17 protein-coding genes are annotated in these 19,688 nt (G+C 65.7%); 7 read left to right on the forward strand and 10 right to left on the reverse strand.

The genetic code is table 11. From position 1 onward, the window contains the following. Window positions 1–3,461, forward strand: a 3,461-nt coding sequence (locus WA317_RS17450) for a multifunctional oxoglutarate decarboxylase/oxoglutarate dehydrogenase thiamine pyrophosphate-binding subunit/dihydrolipoyllysine-residue succinyltransferase subunit (protein WP_425174225.1), incomplete at its 5' end; no start/stop codon positions are given. Between the two features lie 208 nt (window positions 3,462–3,669). After that, complete coding sequence (locus WA317_RS17455) at window positions 3,670–4,500, forward strand: SDR family NAD(P)-dependent oxidoreductase (protein WP_425174226.1); 831 nt, start codon at window positions 3,670–3,672, stop codon at window positions 4,498–4,500. A 3-nt stretch (window positions 4,501–4,503) separates the two neighbouring features. On the opposite strand, the gene WA317_RS17460 is transcribed toward WA317_RS17455, so the two are convergent. From WA317_RS17460 to WA317_RS17470, 3 genes are all read right to left on the reverse strand, one after another. After that, a complete protein-coding gene (locus WA317_RS17460) occupies window positions 4,504–5,352 on the reverse strand; it encodes a glycine betaine ABC transporter substrate-binding protein (protein WP_425174227.1) in 849 nt (282 codons plus the stop codon). After that, a complete protein-coding gene (locus WA317_RS17465; protein WP_425174228.1) occupies window positions 5,349–6,539 on the reverse strand; it encodes an NAD(P)-dependent malic enzyme in 1,191 nt (396 codons plus the stop codon). Before WA317_RS17465 ends, WA317_RS17460 begins: the two co-directional genes overlap by 4 nt. A gap of 154 nt (window positions 6,540–6,693) precedes the next feature. Continuing rightward, window positions 6,694–7,683, reverse strand: coding sequence for a malate dehydrogenase (locus tag WA317_RS17470; RefSeq protein WP_425174229.1), 990 nt, complete (start codon window positions 7,681–7,683; stop codon window positions 6,694–6,696). A gap of 176 nt (window positions 7,684–7,859) precedes the next feature. On the opposite strand from WA317_RS17470, the gene corA reads away from it, so the two are divergent. Next, a complete protein-coding gene (gene corA / locus WA317_RS17475; protein WP_425174230.1) occupies window positions 7,860–8,951 on the forward strand; it encodes a magnesium/cobalt transporter CorA in 1,092 nt (363 codons plus the stop codon). A 6-nt stretch (window positions 8,952–8,957) separates the two neighbouring features. On the opposite strand, the gene WA317_RS17480 is transcribed toward corA, so the two are convergent. From WA317_RS17480 to WA317_RS17505, 6 genes are all read right to left on the reverse strand, one after another. Continuing rightward, window positions 8,958–9,566 (reverse strand): suppressor of fused domain protein, encoded by a 609-nt coding sequence (locus WA317_RS17480; RefSeq protein ID WP_425174231.1) that lies wholly within the window; start codon window positions 9,564–9,566, stop codon window positions 8,958–8,960. Further along, the gene (locus tag WA317_RS17485; protein ID WP_425174232.1) at window positions 9,563–10,741 is read right to left on the reverse strand and encodes an ABC transporter ATP-binding protein; all 1,179 of its coding nucleotides are present in this window, start codon (window positions 10,739–10,741) and stop codon (window positions 9,563–9,565) included. Before WA317_RS17485 ends, WA317_RS17480 begins: the two co-directional genes overlap by 4 nt. 4 nt (window positions 10,742–10,745) lie before the next feature. Further along, window positions 10,746–11,570, reverse strand: a complete 825-nt coding sequence (locus tag WA317_RS17490) for a carbohydrate ABC transporter permease (RefSeq protein ID WP_425174240.1) — start codon at window positions 11,568–11,570, stop codon at window positions 10,746–10,748. A gap of 24 nt (window positions 11,571–11,594) precedes the next feature. Beyond that, window positions 11,595–12,491, reverse strand: coding sequence for a carbohydrate ABC transporter permease (locus tag WA317_RS17495; RefSeq protein ID WP_425174241.1), 897 nt, complete (start codon window positions 12,489–12,491; stop codon window positions 11,595–11,597). Window positions 12,492–12,517: 26 nt separating this feature from the next. Next, complete coding sequence (locus WA317_RS17500) at window positions 12,518–13,930, reverse strand: ABC transporter substrate-binding protein (protein WP_425174233.1); 1,413 nt, start codon at window positions 13,928–13,930, stop codon at window positions 12,518–12,520. A 102-nt stretch (window positions 13,931–14,032) separates the two neighbouring features. Further along, window positions 14,033–14,560, reverse strand: coding sequence for a general stress protein (locus tag WA317_RS17505; protein WP_425174234.1), 528 nt, complete (start codon window positions 14,558–14,560; stop codon window positions 14,033–14,035). A gap of 266 nt (window positions 14,561–14,826) precedes the next feature. On the opposite strand from WA317_RS17505, the gene WA317_RS17510 reads away from it, so the two are divergent. Then, window positions 14,827–15,477, forward strand: a complete 651-nt coding sequence (locus WA317_RS17510; protein WP_425174235.1) for a DUF4190 domain-containing protein — start codon at window positions 14,827–14,829, stop codon at window positions 15,475–15,477. On the opposite strand, the gene WA317_RS17515 is transcribed toward WA317_RS17510, so the two are convergent. Further along, a complete protein-coding gene (locus tag WA317_RS17515; protein ID WP_425174236.1) occupies window positions 15,474–16,472 on the reverse strand; it encodes an HpcH/HpaI aldolase/citrate lyase family protein in 999 nt (332 codons plus the stop codon). The genes WA317_RS17510 and WA317_RS17515 overlap by 4 nt on opposite strands. Window positions 16,473–16,495: 23 nt before the next feature. Here WA317_RS17515 and WA317_RS17520 point away from each other — a divergent pair, with 23 nt between their 5' ends. From WA317_RS17520 to WA317_RS17530, 3 genes are all read left to right on the forward strand, one after another. Further along, a complete protein-coding gene (locus WA317_RS17520) occupies window positions 16,496–17,791 on the forward strand; it encodes a magnesium transporter MgtE N-terminal domain-containing protein (protein ID WP_425174237.1) in 1,296 nt (431 codons plus the stop codon). Then, window positions 17,788–18,333 (forward strand): DUF1003 domain-containing protein, encoded by a 546-nt coding sequence (locus WA317_RS17525; RefSeq protein WP_425174238.1) that lies wholly within the window; start codon window positions 17,788–17,790, stop codon window positions 18,331–18,333. The genes WA317_RS17520 and WA317_RS17525 overlap by 4 nt, the downstream gene beginning before the upstream one ends. Before the next feature lie 117 nt (window positions 18,334–18,450). Further along, window positions 18,451–19,688, forward strand: a 1,238-nt coding sequence (locus WA317_RS17530) for a lytic transglycosylase domain-containing protein (protein WP_425174239.1), incomplete at its 3' end; no start/stop codon positions are given.

Genomic DNA, 19,688 nt, shown 5'->3' on the forward strand with positions numbered 1-19,688 from the left:
CGCCAAAGCCGTCGACTTCCGCCCCAGCCGGCCCCTCGGTGGCACCGGCCAAATCCGCCGCCCCCGCGCCGGCCGAAGGCGACGAAGTGCAGGTGCTACGCGGCGCCGCGGCCGCCGTTGTGCGAAACATGTCGGTTTCGCTGGAAGTGCCGACCGCCACCAGCGTGCGCGCGATCCCGGCCAAGCTGCTGATCGACAACCGGACCGTCGTCAACAACCAATTGAAGCGCAACCGCGGCGGCAAGATCTCCTTCACCCACCTGCTCGGCTGGGCGCTGGTGCAGGGGGTCAAGAAGTTCCCGAACATGAACCGGCACTTCGCCGAGCTCGACGGCAAGCCGAATGTCGTGACACCGGCTCATATCAACCTGGGCCTGGCCATCGATCTTCAGGGCAAAGACGGCAAACGCTCGCTGGTGGTGGCCGGTATCAAGCGCACCGACGAACTGCGCTTCGCGCAGTTCGTCACCGCTTATGAGGACATCGTCCGCCGCGCCCGCGACGGCAAACTCACCGCCGAAGACTTCGCCGGGGTGACAATATCGCTGACCAACCCCGGCACGATCGGCACCGTGCACTCGGTGCCGCGGCTGATGGCCGGCCAGGGCGCCATCATCGGCGTCGGCGCAATGGAGTACCCGGCCGAATTCCAGGGCGCGAGCCCCGAACGCATCGCCGAACTCGGCATTGGCAAGCTGATCACGCTGACGTCGACCTACGACCACCGCATCATTCAGGGCGCGGAATCCGGCGACTTCCTGCGCACCCTCCACGAGATGATCCTCTCGGACGATTTCTGGGACGAGATCTTCCGTGAGCTCGGTGTGCCGTACGAGCCGGTGCGCTGGCGCCCGGACAACCCGGATTCGATCGTCGACAAGAACGCCCGCGTCATCGAGCTGATCGCCGCCTACCGTAACCGCGGTCACCTGATGGCCGACATTGATCCCCTGCAGCTGGACAAGAGCAGGTTCCGTAGCCACCCCGACCTCGACGTCCTTACCCACGGGCTGACGCTGTGGGATCTGGAGCGGGAGTTCAAGGTCGACGGCTTCGCCGGCGCGGAATACAAGAAACTGCGCGACGTGCTCTCGGTGCTGCGCGACGCGTACTGCCGCCACGTCGGGGTGGAATACACCCACATCCTCGAACCCGAACAGCAAAAGTGGTTGCAGGACAGGCTCGAGCTCAAACACGATAAGCCGACGGTGGCCCAGCAGAAGTACATCTTGAGCAAACTCAACGCCGCCGAAGCGTTCGAGACGTTCCTGCAGACCAAATACGTCGGACAGAAACGATTCTCCCTGGAAGGCGCGGAGAGCGTCATTCCGATGATGGACTCCGCGATCGACCAGTGCGCCGAACACAGCCTTGACGAAGTGGTGATCGGGATGCCCCACCGCGGGCGGCTCAACGTACTGGCCAACATCGTCGGCAAGCCCTATTCGCAGATCTTCAGCGAATTCGAGGGCAACTTGAATCTGTCCCAGGCGCACGGTTCCGGCGACGTCAAGTATCACTTGGGCGCGACCGGCGTCTACATCCAGATGTTCGGCGACAACGACATTCAGGTGTCGCTGACCGCCAACCCGTCGCACCTGGAAGCCGTCGACCCGGTGCTGGAGGGCCTGGTCCGAGCCAAGCAGGACCTGCTCGACCGCGGCGACAGCGAGGAGGGCTTCTCGGTGGTCCCGATGATGCTGCACGGCGACGCCGCCTTCGCCGGGCAGGGAGTGGTGGCCGAGACATTGAATCTCGCCCTGCTGCCCGGCTACCGCGTCGGCGGCACCATCCACATCATCGTTAACAACCAGATCGGCTTCACCACCTCCCCGGAGTGCTCCAAGTCCAGCGAGTACTGCACCGATGTGGCGAAGATGATCGGCGCGCCGATCTTTCACGTCAATGGCGACGACCCGGAGGCCTGCGAGTGGGTGGCGCGGCTGGCGGTCGACTTCCGGCAGCAGTTCAAGAAGGACGTCATCATCGACATGCTGTGCTACCGGCGACGTGGCCACAACGAGGGTGACGACCCGTCGATGACCAACCCGGCGATGTACGACGTCATCGACACCAAGCGCGGCGTCCGGAAGAGCTACACCGAAGCCCTGATCGGCCGCGGCGACATCTCGATGAAAGAAGCCGAGGACGCCCTGCGCGACTACCAGGGTCAATTGGAACGCGTCTTCAACGAAGTCCGCGAACTCGAGAAGCACCCGGTGCAGCCGAGCGCATCAGTGGAGGCCGACCAGCAGATCCCGGCCAAGGTCGCCACCGCGGTGGACAAGGCGTTGCTGGCCCGTATCGGCGACGCCCACCTGGCCATGCCGGAGGGCTTCACCGTGCATTCCCGGGTCAAACCGGTGCTGGAGAAGCGCCGGGAAATGGCCTACGAAGGCAAAATCGACTGGGCTCTGGCTGAATTGCTGGCCCTGGGCACGCTGGTGTCCGACGGCAAATTGGTGCGGCTGTCCGGGCAGGACACCCGACGCGGCACGTTCTCCCAACGTCATTCGGTGATCATCGACCGCAACACCGGCCGGGAGTTCACCCCTCTGCAACTGCTGACCACCGACGCCGACGGCAACCCTACCGGGGGCAAATTTCTGGTCTACGACTCACCGCTGGCCGAATACGCCGCGGTGGGCTTCGAATACGGCTACACCGTCGGCAACCCCGACGCGCTGGTCATGTGGGAGGCGCAGTTCGGCGACTTCGTCAACGGTGCCCAGTCGATCATCGACGAGTTCATCAGCTCCGGTGAGGCCAAGTGGGGCCAGTTGTCCAATGTGGTGCTGCTGCTACCGCACGGACACGAAGGCCAGGGCCCCGACCACACCTCCGGACGGGTCGAGCGGTTTCTGCAGTTGTGGGCCGAGGGATCGATGACGATCGCCCTGCCATCGACGCCGGCGAACTACTTCCATCTGCTGCGCCGGCACGCCCTGGACGGCGTACAGCGACCCATGATTGTGTTCACCCCGAAGTCGATGCTGCGCAACAAAGCCGCGGTCAGCGACATCAAGGAGTTCACCGAGTTCGGCTTCCGATCGGTGCTCGAAGAGCCGACGTATGCCGACGGCATCGGCGATCGCAGCACGGTTCGGCGCATCCTGCTGACCAGTGGCAAGTTGTACTACGAGTTGGTCGCCCGAAAAGCCAAGGAGAACCGCGACGATGTGGCGATCGTGCGGATCGAGCAGTTGGCACCGGTACCGAAGCGGCGGCTGGCGGAAACCCTGGACCGCTATCCGGCAGCCACCGAGTTCTTCTGGGTGCAGGAAGAACCGGCTAACCAGGGTGCGTGGCCGCGATTCGGCCTGGAGTTGCCTGAACTGATGCCGGACCGGCTTACCGGCATCAAGCGGATCTCCCGGCGCGCGATGTCGGCACCGTCATCGGGTTCGTCGAAGGTGCACGCGGTCGAACAGCAGGAAATCCTCGACCTGGCGTTCGGCTGATTGGGCGCAAACGACCCGATCGGGATAGCCTCGGGCGACACCAGCGCCGCCGACCGGATTGGACGTTTGGTGGTGTTGAGCCGGTCGCGGATTCCGTCGCGGGTCGACCTCGTAGTTGATGAACGTGTACGCGAGCGGATCGGGCTGCTGGCCGAGAGGCACCCGTCAGCGGTTAGCCTGAACGACAACCAACTAGCGAGGAGCGGTCATGCAAGGGTTTGCCGGGAAGGTCGCGGTGATCACCGGCGCCGGGTCTGGGATCGGTCAGGCGTTGGCGATTGAACTGGCCCGCTCAGGCGCGAAGGTGGCGATCAGTGACGTCAACACCGAAGGACTGGCGCGCACCGAAGAACGTCTGGCCGTCAGCGGGGCGACCATCAAGGTCGACCGACTCGACGTCACTGAACGCGAGGCGTTTCAGCTCTACGCCGACCAGGTCAAGGACCATTTCGGCAAGGTCAACCAGATCTACAACAACGCCGGGGTTGCCTTCACCGGCGACATCGAAGTCGCCTCGTTCAAAGAGATCGAGAAAGTGATCGATGTCGATTTCTGGGGTGTCGTCAACGGCACCAAAGCCTTCCTGCCGCACCTGATTGCCTCGGGCGACGGGCACGTCGTCAACGTTTCCAGCTTATTCGGCTTGTTCTCGGTGCCGGGCCAGGCTGCCTACAACTCCGCCAAGTTCGCCGTCCGCGGCTTCACCGAAGCACTGCGCATGGAGATGGTCCTCGCCGGCCACCCGGTGAAGGTCACGACGGTGCTCCCCGGCGGCATCAAAACCGGGATCGCCCGCAACGCCACTGCGGTGGAGGGAATCGACCCCAATGCGTTCGCCAAGGTATTCGACAAGCGGCTTGCCAGTACCAGCCCGCAACAAGCCGCGCGCACCATCCTGGAGGGGGTGCGCGACAATAAGGCCCGAGTGCTGGTCGGCAACGACGCCAGATTGCTGGACCTCATGGTGCGGCTGACAGGTTCGCGATACGAGCGGCTGGTCTTGCCCGCATTCAGCCGCCTGTTGGCCGGCAAGCACTGATCGTCAGCGCCCGAGCGGATGCTCGGTGAGCCAGGCGTCCGTGACTGTCTGCACGCCGGCGCCGTTTGCCAGCTGGTGGCGCATGTCCACCAGCGCCGCGGTGTCGAGCACCCCGGCCACTTCGTTGATCGCCAACAGCTGACGAGTGCTCAGCTCGTTGCGCCGGTACAGCGGCACCACGTTCTGGGCTTGCACCAGCGAGGGTTTGCCGTCGGCCAGCAGAACGATGCCGGCCGGGACACCCGGGTCAGCGGTGGTTGTCCACGCCAGCATCACGTGTCCGTCTCGCAGCGCACCGAACATTGCTGTCTCATCGACGAATTGGCGGGCATCGGGTAACCGGCAGCTGCTGATCGCCGCGGGTTCCGCGGATCCGCCGCGCTCGCCCAGGACCAATTCACCGCAGTGTCGCGGCAAGATACTCAAGTCGGTGCCGCCCCAGGCGTCGGCCGTCGATTGGGTCACCGCGAGCGCCGGTTTGTCCTCGGCTGCGGTTGCGTAGTCACCTGCCGCCAGCCCCTCCGGGAGGGCGCCGACCATCGCGCGGTAGACCTGCTGATCCGACCGCACGCTAGCGCCGGGCTCGAAGGTCTGTAATACCGTCCCGGTGAGCGCAGGCACCACGTTCAGCGCCCCGGCATCCAGCTGGGTCAGCGGGTCGGACACCGCTTCGACGCGCGCCGCGAAACCGTAGGACCGCAGCGCCCCGGCGTAGATATTGGCCAGCAACGCGAATTCCGCGTCGGGGCGTGATCCGACAACCAATTCGTGCGGGCCGCGGCGGCTACTGTCGCACCCGGCGACCGCCAGCGCCGTCGCGAGCACCAGCGCCGAGAGCCTGCCGGCGATCACCTTGAGGTGTCGGAGGCGGCCGCGACGGCCGCGGCGACCGACTGCCCGACCTGCAGGTCCAGCGGACTGGGCACAATGCGGTCCGGCGCGAGATCATTGCGAACGACGGAAAAGATGGCCTCGGCCGCCGCCAGCAGCATCGGTTGCGTGATGCGACGCGCTCCGGCGTCCAGTGCCCCGCGGAACAATCCCGGGAAAGCCAGCACGTTGTTGATCTGGTTGGGAAAGTCGCTTCGCCCGGTGGCGACGACCGCGGCATGTTTGGCCGCCAGGTCCGGATGTATCTCGGGGTCGGGATTCGACAGCGCGAACACGATGCCTTCCGGCGCCATCGTCGCGATCAACTCTTCGGGAACCACCCCACCGGACACCCCGATGAAGACGTCGGCACCCTCCAGCGCCTCCACCATGCCGCCAGATCGGTCCAGCGGGTTGGTGCGCTGCGCCAGTTCGGCTTTGACGCTGTTCATGTCGTCGCGCCCGTGATGGAGGATTCCCTGCGAGTCGAGCACGGTGATGTCGGAGGCGCCTTTGGCGAGCAGCAGATTGGCGCATGCGATACCCGCCGCTCCAGCGCCGGAGATGACGATGCGCAGCGCGGTCATGTCCCGGTCGAGCAGCGAAGTGGCGCCCTGCAGCGCGGCCAGCACCACAATCGCTGTGCCGTGCTGGTCGTCGTGCATCACCGGGCAGTCCAGCGCCTCGATGAGCCGACGTTCGATGTCGAAGCAGCGCGGCGCGGAGATGTCCTCGAGGTTCACCGCGCCGAAGGTCGGGCGCAGCCGCACGAGGGTTTCGACAATCTCGTCGGGTTCCTTGGTGTCCAGCACGATCGGGATGGCATTCAGCCCGGCGAATTCCTTGAACAGCGCGCACTTGCCTTCCATGACCGGCAATGACGCAGCCGGTCCGATGTCACCCAGGCCGAGGACTGCGCTGCCGTCGCTCACGACAGCCACCAGCCTGCCCGACCACGTGTAGCGCGAGGCCAAGGTGTGATCGCTGGCGACGGCCCGGCTCACCTGCGCGACCCCCGGGGTGTAGGCGATCGACAGCGAGCGCTGAGTATCCAGCGGAATCGTCGGACCTACCGAGAGCTTGCCGCCCTGATGGGCTTCAAAGATTTCCGCGTCAGTGATCGCGCCCTGCTCGGTGCGATTCCGTATCGATTCAACCAACTCGGACACGCGGCCCAGGGTACTGAACACCCATTAGTAGCCGTAATCGATGTCTCGACGCCAGTGGCGACCCGCGACGCCCGGCTTCGCCGCGCTTGCGATCGCCGGCGCATTTCCATGGCGACCCGCGGCGCCCGGCTTCGCCGCGCTTGCGATCGCCATGTCAGATCAGACCGAGGTCGGTGACTGCGGACCGCTCGTCCGCGAGTTCGGCGGTCGACTTGTCGATGCGGCCGCGGGAGAACTCGTCGATCTCCAATCCACTGACGATCGTCCAGTCACCGTCCTTGGTAGTGACCGGGAACGACGAAATCAGGCCTTTGGGCACCCCATAAGAACCGTCGGAGATGACCGCCATCGACACCCAGTCACCGCCCGGGGTGCCCAGCAACCAGTCTCGGGCGGCGTCAATGGTGGCCGACGCAGCCGAAGCAGCCGAGGACGCACCGCGCGCGTCGATGATCGCCGCGCCGCGCTTGGCGACCGTGGGGATGAAGTCGTTCTCGATCCAGTCCTGATCGTTGACCACCTCGGCGGCGTTTTTGCCGTTGATCTCGGCGTGGAAAATGTCCGGATATTGAGTGGCCGAGTGGTTGCCCCAGATGGTCACCTTCTTGATGTCGGTGACCGCGGCGCCGGTCTTCTTGGCCAGCTGCGAGATCGCGCGGTTGTGATCCAGGCGGGTCAGCGCCGAGAACCGCTCCGCCGGGATGTCGGGCGCATTGTTCAGCGCGATCAACGCGTTGGTGTTGGCCGGGTTGCCGGTCACGCCGATGCGGACGTCGCTGGCGGCAACCTCGTTGAGGGCCTTGCCCTGAGCGGTGAAGATCGCGCCGTTCGCTTCGAGCAGGTCGCCGCGCTCCATGCCCGGGCCGCGCGGACGCGCACCAACCAGCAGCGCAAGGTTCACGCCGTCGAAGATTTTGTTCGGATCCGCGCCGATTTCGACGCCGGCCAGCCGCGGGAAGGCGCCGTCATCCAGTTCCATCACGACCCCTTCGAGCGCCTTGAGGGCCGGCTCGATCTCCAGCAGACGCAGCTCGATCGGGCGGTCAGCCCCCAGCAGCGAGCCACTGGCCAGGCGGAACAACAGGCTGTAGCCGATCTGGCCGGCGGCGCCGGTGACGGCAACCTTCAGGGGACTTGTGCTCACTTCAATTCGCTCCTTATGGAGAAGACCTGCTGAGACCAGGATTGCGTCGGCTCGAAACTAGCGCACACCCGGCACCCGCTCACCCCCGGTCCGCCGGCGGCTCACCGAAGCGCTGAGGTCGGGCGCGTAGCATTGCCGAAGGTCGGTTTCACCTGCGCTGCGACGGGAGGTTCCCGATGCCATCGTTTCGCGCGCTACCGACCTCCCTTCGGCCCGCTGTGCGGCCCAAATCCGACGACGCAAACGGCGCCTCTGCCGCCCCGGCCGCGCCGGTCCTGGTTGACTGCGGCGTCTACGTCGACGGCATCCGGTTGGCCGGCGAATACACGCCCGTCGAGGCGCTGGCCAAAGTGCGCGAGATCGAGCGGACCGACCAGGAGGCGTTCGTCTGGATCGGGCTGCGCGAGCCCACTGAGCAGCAGATGCAACGGGTGGCAGACCTGTTCGCGCTGCACCCGTTGGCCGCTGAGGACGCCGTCGTCGCCCACCAGCGGCCCAAACTGGAGCGCTACGACGAGAGCCTGTTCCTGGTGCTCAAGACGGTCAATTACATTGCGCACGAGACAGCCCGCGAGATCGTCGAAACCGGCGAGATCATGGTCTTCGTCGGAAAGGATTTCGTCGTCACCGTCCGGCACGGTGAGCACGGCGGGCTCTCCGAGGTGCGCCAGCGCATGGACGCCGATCCCGAGCACCTGCGGCTGGGCCCGTATGCGGTGATGCATGCCATCGCCGACTACGTGGTGGATCAGTACCTTGCGGTCACCAACCTGATGGAAACCGATATCGACAACATCGAGGTAGAGGCCTTTACAACCGGTGGCAAAGTCGACGTCGAGCCGATCTATCTGCTCAAGCGCGAAGTGGTCGAATTGCGGCGCTGCGTCAGCCCGTTGTCGGTGCCGTTCCAGCGGATGCAGGGCGAGCACAAAGACATTATCTCCAAGGAAGTGCGGCGCTATCTCCGTGACGTCGGTGACCATCAGATCCAGGCCGCGGACCAGATCACCAGCTACGACGACATGCTCACGTCCCTGGTGCAGGCGGCGCTGGCGCAAGTCGGGATGCAGCAGAACACCGACATGCGCAAAATTTCAGCTTGGGCCGCAATTTTGGCAGTGCCCACCTTGATCGCCGGGATCTACGGAATGAACTTCGAGTACATGCCCGTGCTGCATCTGCACTGGGGGTATCCCGCGGTGCTGGCCGCGATGGTGGGTATCTGCATGATCCTGTACCGCAACTTCCGTCGACGGGATTGGCTCTGACGCCGGTCAACGCGGTTGCGCGGCAGGCCGGTTCGGATTCAGCACGTCGACGCCGTCGGCCTGCCACGCCTGACGCATAGCGTCGGCGCCTTTAAGCCGCACCCAGGCCGCCTCGGTGGCGGTGATGGGCGTCGCGGACAGGAAGCGCACCGGGTCGCGCGGCGGCTGCAGGGGAAGGTCCGGGATGTCGCTGGTGCTCAGCAGCACCGCGGTGAACGGCGCCAGCCCTGCCCGTCCCGACCACAGCGGCCCGCCCAGATCGATCAGGGCGTCCGCGGTGAGCACCACGCCCTCGACCGCGGGAGTTGCCGCAAGCACCGCCAAACTGCGCGGCAGACCCGTAATCGGTCCCGAATCACGAAGCTGGAGAACTACTTCAGCGCGCGGACCACGAAGCGAATCGGCGTGGATGTCCGCCGGGTCGGTCATCGCATGCCGCGAGCATCCGACGGAGACGTAGTGAACCACTCCGCCGGCGCCGGATTTGAACCGCAGCACCTCGATCGGCTCCGCACCCAGAAACGTCACGCTCGCGGTGTCGGGTTCGCGGCCGGCGCCTGCCCCGCCGAAATGGCTGCGCAGGTGCGCGCGAACCGCGGCCAGGGGCTTGGTCACTCCGCGCCGGATGACGCCGGCACCGTGAGGTTGACGCCGGAATCGGCGTCGAAGACGGCGAGCTTCTCAGTGTCGAAAGCCAACTCGATCGACTGTCCTTTAGCGGCCTTGGAATCCGTGGGAACCCTTGCTACGAACTCGTGTTCGTCACCGCCGGCGTCGAGAGCCAATTCGTCGAGCTGAGCCGCGTGGACGTCCCAGCTGGTGGTGAAGTAGACGTATTTCTCGGCACCCAGGGACTCGATCAAGTCGACTTTGACTTCGAAGGTCAACGCTTTGATGCGTTGGTAGCCGTCGATCAGCGCGGCATCCTGCAAGTGCTCCGGCCGCACCCCCACGATGGTGTTCTTGGGTGTCGGGTGCTGCGCGATCACATCGAGGACCGGCTGAGTCAACGTCACCTCACCAAACGGCAACTTCACTCCGGTCGGAGCAAGAGTGGCGGGAAAGAAGTTCATCGCCGGCGAGCCGATGAAGCCGGCGACGAACAGATTCGCCGGCCGCTCGTAGAGCTCCTCGGGAGTGCCGATCTGCTGGACCGCCCCGCCGCGCATGACCACCACCCGGTCGCCGAGCGTCATCGCCTCGGTCTGGTCGTGAGTGACGTACACCGTGGTGGTGCCCAGACGGCGCTGCAGCCGGGCGATCTCGGCGCGCATCTGCACCCGCAGCTTGGCGTCCAAATTGGACAGCGGCTCGTCCATGAGAAAAGCTTTGGGCTGACGCACGATTGCCCGGCCCATCGCGACGCGCTGGCGTTGGCCGCCGGACAGTTGCGCGGGCTTGCGATCCAGAAGACCGGTCAGGTCAAGGATTTTCGCTGTCTCCTCGACTTTCGCCGCGATCTCCGTCTTCTTCATCTTCGACAGAGTCAGCGGGAACGCGATGTTCTGCCGCACGCTCATATGCGGATACAGCGCATAGGACTGGAACACCATCGCGATGTCGCGGTCTTTGGGTGCCTTGTCGTTGACCCGCTCGCCGCCGATGAGCAGATTCCCCGACGAGATGCCCTCCAGCCCCGCAATCATGTTCAGCGTGGTGGATTTGCCGCAGCCGGACGGTCCGACCAGGATGAGAAATTCGCCGTCGGCGATCGTGATGCTGAGTTCTTGCACCGCGACGGCACCGTCGGGGTAGCTCTTGGTGACCTGGTCCAGAATAATCTCGGCCATCGCGCTACCCCTTCACCGCGCCGGAAGTCAACCCGGCGACAATTCGCCGTTGGAAGATTAGAACAAAAAAGATGATCGGGACGGTGATCACCATGGCGCCGGCCGCGATCGATCCGGTCGGCTCCTCGAATTGCGAACTGCCGGTAAAGTTGGCGATTGCTGCCGGCGCTGTGATCGACGCCCTGGTCGCGGTGAGCGACAGTGCGAGCAACAAGTCGTTCCAGGCAAAGATGAACACCAATATGGCGGCGGTCACGATCCCCGGCGTTGCCAGCGGAGCGATCACCTTGCGGAATGCTTGCGCCGGTGTGGCACCGTCCATCTTCGCTGCCTTTTCCAGATCCCACGGAATCTCCCGGAAGAACGCCGACAAGGTGTAGATGGCCAGCGGAAGAGCGAATGTGATGTAAGGCAGGATCAGCCCGGGCCACGTGTCGAACAGGCCGACGGCGCGTTCGATGTTGAAAAGCGGTGTCACCAGCGAGATTTGCGGGAACATCGCGATCAGAAGGGCCGCCCCGATGAGCGCGCCTTTACCCGGAAAGGTCAATCGCGCCACGGCGTAGGCGGCCATCGCCCCGATCACGACGGCAATCACCGTGGTGATCAGCCCGATGCCGATCGAATTCAGCAACGCCGAACTGAAGAAGTCGTGCTGGAAAATGCCGCGGTAGTTGTCGAACGTTATCGACGACGGAATGAACTTCCCGTCTTTGACCGCCGATGTCGGCTTCAGCGACAACGACAGGATCCAGAGCACCGGGACGAGCGCGTAGAGCACCACAAGCGTGTCGATGACTGCCCAACTCGCGGTGCGCCGGGCGCCGATCGGCTCAGCCATTGCTCTCCTGTCTCAACGTCTGTCGCCTTCCGAGCCCGGCACCGCGGCGCCGAAGACCTTGATGAAGACAACGGCGATCAGGGCGACACAGCCGAAGATCAGCACGCTGATCGCCGAGCCCAGGCCAACGTTGAAACCCTTGAACAGGTTGTCATAACCCAGGATCGACACCGACTCGGTGTTCTGGGAGCCGCCGGTGAGCACGTAGATGTTGTCGAAGATGCGAAAGGCGTCCAACGTGCGGAACAGCAGCGCCACCACGATCGACGGCTTGATCAGGGGCAGAATGACTTTGGTCAGCCGTCGCCAAGCGCCTGCGCCGTCGATTTGCGCGGCTTTGAGCAAGTCTTCGGGCACCAACGCCAGACCGGCCAGCAGCAGCAGTGCCATGAACGGTGTCGTCTTCCACACCTCGGCGAGCACGACGATGCCCAACGACGGGATCCGCTCGGCCAGCGGAGCGCTGTGTTGACCCACCAGGTTCGCCAGATAGCCGGTGCCCGGCGTCCACGCGTAGTACCAGCTGTAGGACGCGGCGACGGTGACGATGCCGTAAGGGATCAGAACTGCTGTGCGCACCACTCCCTTGCCGATCAGCGTCCGGTGCATGACCAGGGCCAGCGCCATGCCCAACACGAGTTCGATCGTCACCGAAACCAGCGCGATCGCTAACGTCACCGCCAGCGCCGTCCACCAATACCGGTCAGTCAGGGTGGTCTCGTAGTTGGCCAGACCAATGAACGGCTTCTTGCCGGGATCACCGAAGTTGTACCGCAGCAGGCTCAGCCACACCGCGTAGCCGACCGGGTACGCCGTCACCCCGAACATCAGTATCACCGCCGGGGCGATGAGCGTGAACGCCAGACGACGCTCCGACTCGCGATGCGCGGCGGGCGCGGCGGCGGCCACCCGGCCCGGTAGTTCGGTCGTCGCGGTCACGGAAGGAGGCCCACACCGTCGATTGCCTTCTGCACCTGCCGGGTCAGTTCGTCGGCAGTCTTCTCGGGATCGATCTTCGTGATCGGCGCCAGCGTCGCCGAGAGACGGGTCGACACCGCCGGATAGACCGGGGTGGCCGGGCGCACCGCAGCATCGGTGAGTTGCTGGCGGATGATCGCGTACTGCGGATACTTCACCTGCACCTGCGGGTCGGAATACACCGAGCCGCGGGCTGCGGGCAGACCGCCTTCGATGGCGGCATATTTCTGGCTCTCCGCACTGCGCAGGCAGCGGATCGCCTCGAACGCCTCCGCGCGGTGACGGGTCGTCTTGGCCACCGCCAGGTTCAATCCGCCAATGGTCACCTTGGCCGGTTGGCCCGGCTCTACGCGGGGAAACGGCGCGAAGCCAAAGACCTTTCGGCTGGCCTCATACGCGTCGGTGAACTGCTGATCGGTCGGCGCGAACATCCCTGCGCTGTCGATGCTGCCCCCCAAATCGGGCCGCTTGTCCAGCGGCAGGAAGCTGACCCCACCTTTGACGGCGTTTTCCAGCATTGAGGCCAACACATAGGGCCAGTTCACTTCCAGCGCAGACTTACCCTGCTCGAACGCCAGCCGGGAGGTGCTGCCTTCGCTCTGGGTTATCGACGGATCAGCGCCGGGCGCGGTTGCCACCGTCCTGATGATCTGCAGCGCTTTGACGGTGGCTGCCCGATGCTGCGGCGTGTCGGTGAGCGTCACGGTTTTTCCGTCATCGGACAGCACTTGACCCCCCGCGCTGGCCAGCAGCGTGTTGAACCACACCACGAGGCCCTCGTCCTGCCGCCCCTGCACGCCTATCCAGCTGGGTCGACCTGCGGCGAGCAAGCGTGCCGCTTCGGTCACCATGTCGTCCCAGGTTGCTGGGGGTTTGCCCATCAAATCCGGGCGGTACCAGAGCAACTGCGTATTCGTGGTCACCGGTGCCCCATACAACTTTTGATGCCACTTCGCCGTCGTCAGTGGGCCCGGCAGCGTGTCGGTGGTGGCGTCCGCTTCCGCCTTGCCTGCTGGATCGTCAGAGAGCGGCAACGCCCAGCCCGCCTCGGCGAATTCCGCGGTCCAGACCACGTCCATCGCCATGATGTCCAGGGCGCGGTAGTTACCGGTGAGACGGCGGGCCAGCTGCAAACGCTGGTCATCGGAGCCACGGGGCAGCGTGAAGTGCTCGATGCGGAACCGGCCGCCGAGCTGATCGGTGCAGCGCTCGGCGATCACCGTGAAGGTCGTGGTCTCGGTGGCCGCCGTGTAGAAGCTGATCACCAGGCCGTGGCTGCCCGGACTGCAGCCGACCACCGTCATCGTGGTGACCGCAGCGGTCAGCAGGGCAACGATTCGCCGCCGTGCGCGCCCGCGACGACTCGCCACCTCATCCGCCTCTCGTCTGTCAGGACTGTCCCGCGCCAGAACCGTAGAGCCAGCTCGACGTGGCTCGCACGCTCCCCTACCGGCGCTGCCCGCTGTTCGCCGCTAGATAGCCAAGCGTGCCAGCAAGTCCCTGGCCTTCTCGGCATTCTGCGGATCACACAGCACGTCGTAGCGGCCGGCCACCAATTGCAGGGTGGAACTGAAGTCACGGGTGCCGCGAGCCATGGCATAAGGAACCGAAGAGGTGATCAGCCCGAAGAACACACCGGCGATAAGGCCGATGGCCAGCGCGGACCACGGGTGGGGACTGAAGAAACCGAGCACCAGGCCGATGAACAAACCCAACCACGCGCCGGACAGCACGCCGCCGCCGAGCACCTTGGGCCAGGTCAGCCGACCGGTGACCCGTTCGACCTGCATGAGGTCTACGCCGACGATCGTCACCTGTTCCACCGGGAACTCCTGCTCGGACAGGTAGTCGACCGCCCGCTGGGCCTCGGCATAGGTGGGATAGGACCCGACCGGCCAGCCCTTCGGCGGAGTCGGCAAGCCCGGGCCGCCGCGCTGCCCCGCACCCGGGGTGGCAGGAGTCGCGCCGGGAACCTGGCCCGGTTGATAGGGGCTCGTCATCGATCCTCAGTCTCCTTTGAGCTCGTCGCCATTTTGCCCAACGCGCGGCATTCCTGCTTGGTGCCCGCTCCTCCTCGGGCGTTTCCGCCCGCATCGTCGCCGCGCTGAACCAGATTGCGCGGCTCCTCCTCGGGCGTTTCCGCCCGCATCGTCGCCGCGCTAGGTTGAGAGCCATGACGACACCCGCCATCGCCGGCACCGCTGCCGGCGGGCGAGGGCTCTGATCACGTGATCGTAATCACCTACCAGCGCGGTAGAGAGACAACATGAGCCATCCCGAGCAGCCCTTCAACCCCCGCCCGGGGGGACAACCCTGGCAGGAGCACTCGCCGCCACCGGTCGATCCGCAGGCGCCAGCCGGCTACCCCCAGCACTCGCACGGCTATCCCGCGCTGCCGCCGGTCGACCCGCAATCGCCGGTCAACTATCCCGACTACTCGCAGGGCTACCCACCGCCGCCGCCGGTCGAGCCGCAGTCGCCGGCGGGGTATTTCGAGTCCGCACCGGGCTACCCGCCGTCACCGCCGGCCTTTTACCCGCCGCCGCCCTACCAGGCCGGCCCTCCCGGCTACCCGAACCACTCCGGACACCCCGGCTATCCCGGGTACTCGGGTTATCCCGATCCGTACGACCCCTATCGGCCGATATCGACGCCGGGCACCAACGGCCTGGCGATCGGATCGCTGGTCGCCTCCATCGGCGGCTTCCCGCTGCTGTTCGCCTGCTACACCGGAGTCGCAGCCTGGATTGCCGGCATCGTCCTCGGCATCATCGCGCTCAACCAAATCAAGCAAACCCCCCAAGAGGGCCGCGGACTGGCCATCGCCGGCATTGCGGTCGGTGTAGTCGGGCTGATGGTCGCCGCCCTGGCGGCGATCCTTCTGATTGCTGCTTATTCCACTTCCAAAACGTACTAACGCACGCCGTGCCCGGCCGACTGGGCTCGGGGCGGAACGAACGGCTCACACTGGCGCTGCATACCCGCAGCGCGTCCCTTGGCGACCACCCACAGCGCCATCTTCCGGCTGGCCTCGTCGATCATTTCGTCACCCAGCATCACCGCCCCGCGGGCACCGCCTGCGCTGGAGGTGTGCCAGTCGTAAGCCTCCAGCACCAACTCGGCGTGGTCATACTCGTCTTGACGGGGACTGAAGATTTCATTGCCCGCGGCGATCTGGTCGGGGTGCAGCACCCATTTGCCGTCATACCCCAGCGCCGCCGACCGTCCCGCCACCCGACGAAACGCCTCGACGTCGCGGACCTTCAGATACGGACCGTCGACGGCCGCGATGCCCTGCGCGCGCGCCGCGATCAAGATGCGCATCAGCACGTGGTGGTAGGCGTCACCGACGTCATAGCCCTCGGGTTGCTCGCCGACCACCCGCGTTCGCATGTTTAGGCTGGCCATCAGATCCGCCGGACCGAGTACCAGCGCCTGCACCCGCGGCGTGGCCGCGATAGCGTCGATGTTCGTCAACCCCTGCGCGTCTTCGATCTGGGCGTCGATGCCGATTCCGCCGACGGGCAGCCCGTGCACAGTCTCCAACTGGTTCAGCAGCAGATCGAGCGCCTGAACATGCGCAACGCCGGAAACTTTGGGCAGCACGACCACGTCCAGCGTTGCGCCGGGCGACGCGCCGACGGCCGACACCACTTCGATGAGGTCGGCGTGCGTCCACGGCGAATTCCAGTCGTTGACCCGAACCCCGCGCAGCTTCCCACGCGCCCAACCCGGCTCCGCCAGCGCGCCGGCCACCCGGGCGCGGGCGGTTTCCTTGGCGTCGGGCGCAACGGCATCCTCCAAGTCGAGAAAGATCTCGTCGGCGGGCAGGTCTTTGGCCTTTTCGATCATCTTCTGGCTACTGCCCGGCACCGAAAGGCACGTTCGGCGGGGTCGATACGCCTTGTTCACGCTTCACTCCTACCCTTTGAGCCATGACGTCGATTCACCGGGTATATGTCGCGCGGCTGGCGCGGATGCTGGTGCTGGGCCCGCTCGGCGAGTCCGTCGGACGCGTCCGCGACGTCGTCGTCAGCATCAGCATCGTGCGTCAACAACCGCGCGTTCTCGGGCTCGTGATCGAGATTCCCACCCGCAGGCGAATTTTTGTTCCGATGCTGCGAGTGTCGTCGATCGAGCCCAACGGGGTGACGCTGAACACCGCTAATGTGTCGCTGACGCGGTTCGAGCAACGGCCCGGCGAAGTGCTGGTCTTAGGCCAGGTTCTCGACACCAGGGTGCGGATCGACGACCCCGAGCTACCGGAGTTGGCCGACACCGACGCGGTGATCACTGATCTGGGCATCGAGCAGACCCGCACCCGGGATTGGATCGTGACGCGGGTCGCTGTTCGCCTGCCGCGCCGGTTGGGTCGCCGCAGCCCCGTTCGGATCGCAGACTGGCACAACGTGCAGGGCTTGACACCGTCGGCGCTGGCGATGCCAGGGCAGGATGTGGCGCAGTTGCTGCACCAGTTCGAAGGATGGCGGCCGATCGAGGTCGCCGACGCCATCCGCGACCTGCCGCTGAAGCGGCGCTACGAGGTGGTCAAGGCGCTTCCCGACGACCGGCTGGCCGACATCCTGCAAGAACTGCCCGAAGAAGAACAAGCCGACCTGCTCAAGCACCTCGACACCGAACGCGCAGCCGACGTGCTCGAAGAGATGGAGCCCGACGACGCTGCCGACCTGCTTGGTGTGATGAACCCGACTGAAGCTGAGGTGTTGCTCGCCCGGATGGCACCGGATGAGTCGAATCCGGTGCGACGGCTGCTCAAGCACTCGCCCGACTCCGCGGGTGGACTGATGACCTCCAATCCAGTGGCGCTCGGGGCCGACACATCGGTCGCTGAGGCACTGGCCCGAGTCCGGGATCACGATCTCACCCCGGCGTTGGGCTCCCTGGTGTTCGTGGTCCGCCCGCCAACTGCCACCCCGACCGGCCAGTACCTGGGCTGTGTGCCGCTGCAACGGCTGCTGCGCGAGCAGCCGGGCGCCCTGGTCGGGGGGATCATCGACACCGACCTGCCCAGCCTGATGCCGGAAACCTCGCTGCCCACGCTGACTCGGTATTTCGCTGCCTACAACCTGGTCTGCGGGCCGGTGCTCGACGAGCAGCACCACCTGTTGGGCGCGGTGACCGTTGACGACGTGCTTGACCATCTACTGCCGCACGACTGGCGTGCGCGGACTGAGGAGCCGGCGTTGGACGCCGCGGTAGGGCCGTCATGAGCACGTCCTCGGGCCGGGCGCGACTGTCCACTCCGCGGACCTCGCGTTCGTTAGCGCCCCGACTGGATCCAGACGCCGTCGGCCAGATCACCGAATCCGTCGCCCGCTTCTTCGGCACCGGACGCTATCTGCTGGTGCAGACCGTCGCGGTGTTGGTATGGATCGCCGTGAACGTGTCCGCGGTCAGCCTGCGCTGGGATCCCTACCCGTTCATCCTGCTCAACCTCGCGTTCTCGACTCAGGCCGCCTACGCCGCGCCATTGATCTTGTTGGCGCAAAACCGGCAGGAGAACCGTGACCGCGTTGGGCTCGAGGAAGATCGTCGGCGCGCCGAGGAGACCAAGGCGGACACCGAGTACCTGGCGCGCGAGTTGGCCGCGCTCCGCTTGGCCATCGGGGAAGTTGCCAAGACCCGCGAATATCTCCGGCACGAACTCGAAGACGTCCGCGCGCTGCTGGAGGCGCAGGTGCCGAAGCAGTCGGGCAAGGCGCCGGTGGCTTCCGGTGACGGTGCGGACCGTCGGGCCAAGAAACTCGGTTGAGAACGACCTCGGTCATTGTGCCGATTGTCGCCACTGGCGTGACGAGAGTTATGTATGGTGACCTAGTTCACGAGGCTGAAACAGCTTCAACGCGTGTCGAATATAGAGGACGGTCGAGTGCGCATAGCGGGACTGTCGGCTGCACGCCCGGCCCTTTCAAGAGGCGCCGATCTGCTGCGCCCCGTGCATCGACAGGCCGTCCGGGTGACACGGACACCGGCATTCGGCGTCGCGATCATCATGCCCCTGATCTTCGCCGGCGCCGTGGGTGCCGCGGCTCCCCGATTTCCGGGTCCCGCACCGCAGGTGCATGACACCGGGATCATTCCGGTGGCCGCCGTCGCCTCGTCGTCCAGTGACCTGTCCGGTCCCTCCGTGGTGGCCGTCAAGCGTCCGCCGGCCGGCTTCCACATCGCCGCAGCGGCCGCCGCATCAGCTCCGCCGCCGGGAGTGGTAGTGAACACTCCTGGCACACTTGGCATTCCAGCGACGGCGCTGTCGGCGTACCGCAACGCGGAGCGGATTATGGCGGGCGCCTACCCGGCCTGCGGTGTGAGCTGGAACCTGCTGGCCGGTATCGGCCGTATCGAGTCGATGCACGCCAACGGCGGCGCCACCGACGCCCGCGGGACAGCGGTCCGCCCGATCTACGGGCCCGCGCTGGACGGCACCTTGCCCGGCAACGAGGTGATCGTCCAGAACGGCGCCGGCGGCCGCGTCACCTATGCCCGCGCGATGGGACCCATGCAGTTCCTCCCCGGCACCTGGTCGCGGTACGCCTCCGACGGCGACGGCGACGGTGTGGCCGATCCACAGAACCTCTACGACTCCACGCTGGCCGCCGCGCGCTACTTGTGCAGTGGTGGACTGAATTTGCGGGATCCGTCCCAGGTGCTCGCCGCCATCCTGCGTTACAACAACTCGATGCCCTACGCCCGTAACGTCGTGGGCTGGGCCGCGGCGTACGCCACCGGGGTGGTGCCAATCGACCTGCCGCCGCTGACCGGACCGGCACCGCCGATCGCTGACTCGCACTTGGAGCGAGCGGAGGGCCTGGGTCCGGGTCTACCGTTCAACGCGTCCGGATTACCGCCCACCGATCCGCTCGCGCGGATGCCGCTGATCGACTTCGGTCCGACGCAGACTTCAGGGCAGCCGGCGTTGTGGCCGGGTCAGCCGCCCGCACAGCAGACGCCGTCTTGCTCGGTGTTCTGCATCGGGCAACCCAACCCGGCGCCCGTCGCGCAGACCGCGGCCACTCCGCCATGGTTACCGCCGTGGCTGAGCTCCCCAACTCCGGAGACTGCGCCGCCACCCGGACTGCCGGTGCCGCCGCCGGCAGCGCCACCTGGCGC

Origin of the sequence: Mycobacterium sp., assembly GCF_049802695.1 — a bacterium.
In the GTDB taxonomy this organism is placed as follows: Bacteria; Actinomycetota; Actinomycetes; order Mycobacteriales; family Mycobacteriaceae; genus Mycobacterium.

What these genes read in the sequence shown, in the direction of transcription:
- WA317_RS17455 (WP_425174226.1), top strand. Translation starts at nt 3,670, where the DNA reads ATGCAAGGGTTTGCCGGGAAGGTCGCGGTGATCACCGGCGCCGGGTCT.
- corA (WP_425174230.1), top strand. Translation starts at nt 7,860, where the DNA reads ATGCCATCGTTTCGCGCGCTACCGACCTCCCTTCGGCCCGCTGTGCGG.
- WA317_RS17485 (WP_425174232.1), bottom strand. Translation starts at nt 10,741, where the DNA reads ATGGCCGAGATTATTCTGGACCAGGTCACCAAGAGCTACCCCGACGGT.
- WA317_RS17505 (WP_425174234.1), bottom strand. Translation starts at nt 14,560, where the DNA reads ATGACGAGCCCCTATCAACCGGGCCAGGTTCCCGGCGCGACTCCTGCC.
- WA317_RS17510 (WP_425174235.1), top strand. Translation starts at nt 14,827, where the DNA reads ATGAGCCATCCCGAGCAGCCCTTCAACCCCCGCCCGGGGGGACAACCC.
- WA317_RS17520 (WP_425174237.1), top strand. Translation starts at nt 16,496, where the DNA reads ATGACGTCGATTCACCGGGTATATGTCGCGCGGCTGGCGCGGATGCTG.
- WA317_RS17525 (WP_425174238.1), top strand. Translation starts at nt 17,788, where the DNA reads ATGAGCACGTCCTCGGGCCGGGCGCGACTGTCCACTCCGCGGACCTCG.